Below are 3,312 nucleotides of genomic sequence, written 5' to 3' on the forward strand. Positions count from 1 at the left end.
CCGACGCCGACGCGGTCGTGCTGGGGGTGGGGGTGTCGTCGGCCGACGCCGCGAGCTCGCCCACCGGGTCGCTGAGCAGCTCGGGCCGCGTGCCGGAGGCGGAAGTCGTCGACGGTCGAGCGGAGGCCGTCCTCGAGTGAGATCGTCGCGTTCCATCCGAGGGCCGTCACGCGCGAGACGTCGAGCAGTTCGACCGAACCGAGGACCCAGCCGTCGTCGCTCACCTTCTCTGCCGCAGCTGCTCACGAGCACCGTGACGAGCACGGCGACCGGCACGGTCCAGGCGGCGGGCTGCTCCAGGAACGGGCGGATGCCGGGCGCCCACGTCGCGAGCGCGCCGCCGCCGAGGATCGCCGCTCCCGAGAGCACCGCGCCCGTGAGCATGCCCGCGACGGCGCCCCGCGCGGTGAGGCCGCGCCACCAGATCCCGAGGATCAGCATCGGTGCGAGGGTCGACGCGGTGAACGCGAACACGAGTCCCACGCTGCCGGCGAGCCCGGTCGACTCGGTCGCGAGCGCCACCACCAGCGGGACGAACGTCGAGATCACCGCGGCGATGCGGAAGCCGCGCACGCTGCCGCCGAGGAGGTCCTGGCTGATGACGCCCGCGAGGGAGACCACGAGGCCGGACGAGGTCGACAGGAACGCCGCGAAGGCCCCGGCGATGACGAGGGCCGTGAGCACCTGGCCCACTGGACCCGGCACCAGCCGGTCGGGCAGCAGCAGGATGAGTGCGTCGGATTGCCCGGGTGCGGCCAGGTCGGGCGCGAACGCCCGCCCGAGGAATCCGAACGCGGTCGGGAACAGGTAGAACACCGAGAGCAGCACGAGCACGATCACGGTCGTGCGCCGCGCGGCGACGCCGTCGGGGTTCGTGTAGAAGCGCACGAGCACGTGGGGGAGCCCGAGGGTGCCGAAGAGCAGCGCCACCATGAGCGACACCGTGCGGTACACGTCGAGGTCGCCCGGGCCGGCGGCCGCCGGGAACGCCTCGGCAGGCGTGAGCTGCGCGGGCGGCTCCCCGCCGTTCACCACGAGCAGCACCACGAACACCGGCACCGCCAGGGCCGTGAGCTTCAGCCAGAACTGGAAGGCCTGCACGAACGTGATCGACCGCATGCCGCCCGCCGCCACGACGACCGCCACGATGACGGCGACCGCCAGCGAACCCGCCCACGCGGGCAACCCCGTGGTGATGCGCACCGTGAGCGCGGCCCCCTGCAGCTGCGGCACGATGTAGAACCAGCCGATGACGATCACGAGCAGGCTCGTGACGCGCCGGGCCCACGCCGACTCGAGCCGCGCCTCGGTGAAGTCGGGGATCGTGTAGGCGCCCGAGCGGCGCAGCGGTGCCGCCACGAACAGCAGCAGCATGAGGTAGCCGGCCGTGTACCCGATCGGGAACCACAGCGCCGCCGACCCGGTCAGCAGGATGAGGCCGGCGATCCCGAGGAACGACGCCGCCGAGAGGTACTCGCCGCCGATCGCCGACGCGTTCCACCACGGCCGCACCGTGCGGCTGGCCACGTAGAAGTCGCTCGTCGTGCGCGAGACGCGCAGCCCGTAGAACCCGATCAGCGCCGACGCGAGGGCCACCACGATGATCGCCGTGTAGCCGATGACCGGGTTCACTCCTCCTCCACGAGCGAGCGGTAGCGGGCCTCGTTGCGCGAGGCGGCGCGAACGTAGAGGACGCCGACGGTGATCGCGAGGGGGTAGACGCCGGCTCCGAGCAGCAGCCACGACAGCGGCACGCCGAGCACGAACGTCGCGTCGAGCTGCGGCACGAGCGCGATGGCGAGGACGAACAGCGCCGTCGCGACCGCGAAGCCGACGGCGAACACGATGCCGAGCCGGAGCTGGGACCGGATCAGCGACCGCACGTACACGCCCGCGATGTCGCTCGTCGGCGCCTCGCGTCCGGCGTGGGGGTGCGGGCGAGCGGATGCCCCGGGCGAGCCGGCATGGGGTGCGGTCACGCGCACGCGGGCGGGCGGCTGCGGCCCCGCGGCATCCGGTCGCCTCGCCGGTTCCACCGGCCCCGCGGCATCCGCTCAGTCGTCTTCGCTGTGTCGCAGCCGCCGCCGCGCCGAGAGCAGCGTGATCTCGGGTCGGCCGGCGACGAGCCGTTCGGCGCGGTCGAGCACCTCGGTCACCCGGTCCGCGCCCGACGCGACGACGCCGACTCCGATCTCGGCGCGCCGGTGCAGGTCCTGGTCGCCGACCTCGGCGACGCTCGCCTCGGTCGTGCGCCGCAGGTCGGCGAGGAGCGGGCGGATGACGGCGCGCTTGTCCTTCAGCGAGTGCACGTCGCCGAGCAGCACGTCGAACTCGATCCAGCCGATCCACATGGCCATGCCTCAGCCCGACACCTCAGCCCGACGCCGCAGCCCGACCGGTCAGCCGCGCGGAATCTCGATCGCGCTCACGCCGCTGAAGCCGACCCAGGCGCGGTCCCCCGCCTCGACGAGGGTCGCGAGCACGTGGTCGCACGAGCCGCATCGCACCACCGTGCCGGCCCCGCTCCGGTAGACCATGGCGCGGGCGAGCTCGGCGATCTCGCCGCATCCGTTGCACCGGGCCGTCGCCATCGTGACGTCGAACGAGAAGAACTCGGCGAGCGGGCCGGCCAGTGCGTTGCCGTCGACGTGCTGCATCAGGTGCCTCCGTAACGCTCGGTGCGGATCGACCTCGGGTCGTGGCCGAGGCCCACGAGCCAGTCGGCGACGAGCTCGACGAACCCGGTCGAGCCGCAGACGTAGACCCGCGGATGCTCCGACACGGGAAGCACGGCGGCCTCGAGGGCGTCGCGGGTGATCCGCCCGGGTGCGCCCGCCCATCCATCGGGCGCCCTGCGCGTGTAGACGAAGTCGAGGTGGAACGGGGTGGACGCCGTGGCGAGCGCGGCGAGCTCCTCCGCGAAGTACACGTCGTCGGGCGTGCGCACCGAGTAGAGCAGGCGGAACGGGGTGGGGTCGCCGGCCTCGGCGTGCGCGTGCGCCATCGCGTAGAGCGGCACGACGCCGGAGCCGCCCGCGATGAGCTGCACCGGCCTGGCGTCGCCGGTCTCGGCGGCGGGTGCCCAGACGAAGAACGCACCGAGCGGTCCGTGCACCTCGAGCATGTCGCCGGCGCGCACCTCGTCGACGAGGTACGGCGAGACCTCGCCGTCGGGCAGCTTGTCGACCGCGAGCACGACGCGCGTCGAGGAGCCCGAGGAGGCGATCGAGTACGACCGCGTCGCCGTGTAGCCGTCGGGGGCCGTGAGCCGCACGTCGAGGTGCTGCCCGGCGACGCGGTCGTACTCGATCG

General features: G+C 73.2%; 5 protein-coding genes. All 5 read right to left on the reverse strand.

Going from position 1 to position 3,312, the window contains the following annotated elements; genetic code table 11:
• On the reverse strand, positions 1–1,632 hold a 1,632-nt coding region (locus GH736_RS19565; protein WP_235934498.1), incomplete at its 3' end, for a sodium/solute symporter.
• Positions 1,629–1,979: a hypothetical protein gene (locus tag GH736_RS19570; protein WP_235934500.1), complete on the reverse strand. Its 351-nt coding sequence runs from the start codon at positions 1,977–1,979 to the stop codon at positions 1,629–1,631. The genes GH736_RS19570 and GH736_RS19565, both read right to left, overlap by 4 nt.
• Before the next feature lie 75 nt (positions 1,980–2,054).
• Positions 2,055–2,351, reverse strand: a complete 297-nt coding sequence (locus tag GH736_RS19575; protein ID WP_159606323.1) for a DUF503 domain-containing protein — start codon at positions 2,349–2,351, stop codon at positions 2,055–2,057.
• A gap of 48 nt (positions 2,352–2,399) precedes the next feature.
• Positions 2,400–2,657, reverse strand: coding sequence for a DUF6510 family protein (locus GH736_RS19580; RefSeq protein WP_235934503.1), 258 nt, complete (start codon positions 2,655–2,657; stop codon positions 2,400–2,402).
• On the reverse strand, positions 2,657–3,312 hold a 656-nt coding region (locus tag GH736_RS19585), incomplete at its 5' end, for an FAD-binding oxidoreductase (RefSeq protein ID WP_159606321.1). The genes GH736_RS19580 and GH736_RS19585, both read right to left, overlap by 1 nt.

It is taken from the genome of Agromyces humi (genome assembly GCF_009720255.1).
Taxonomy (GTDB): domain Bacteria; phylum Actinomycetota; class Actinomycetes; order Actinomycetales; family Microbacteriaceae; genus Agromyces; species Agromyces humi.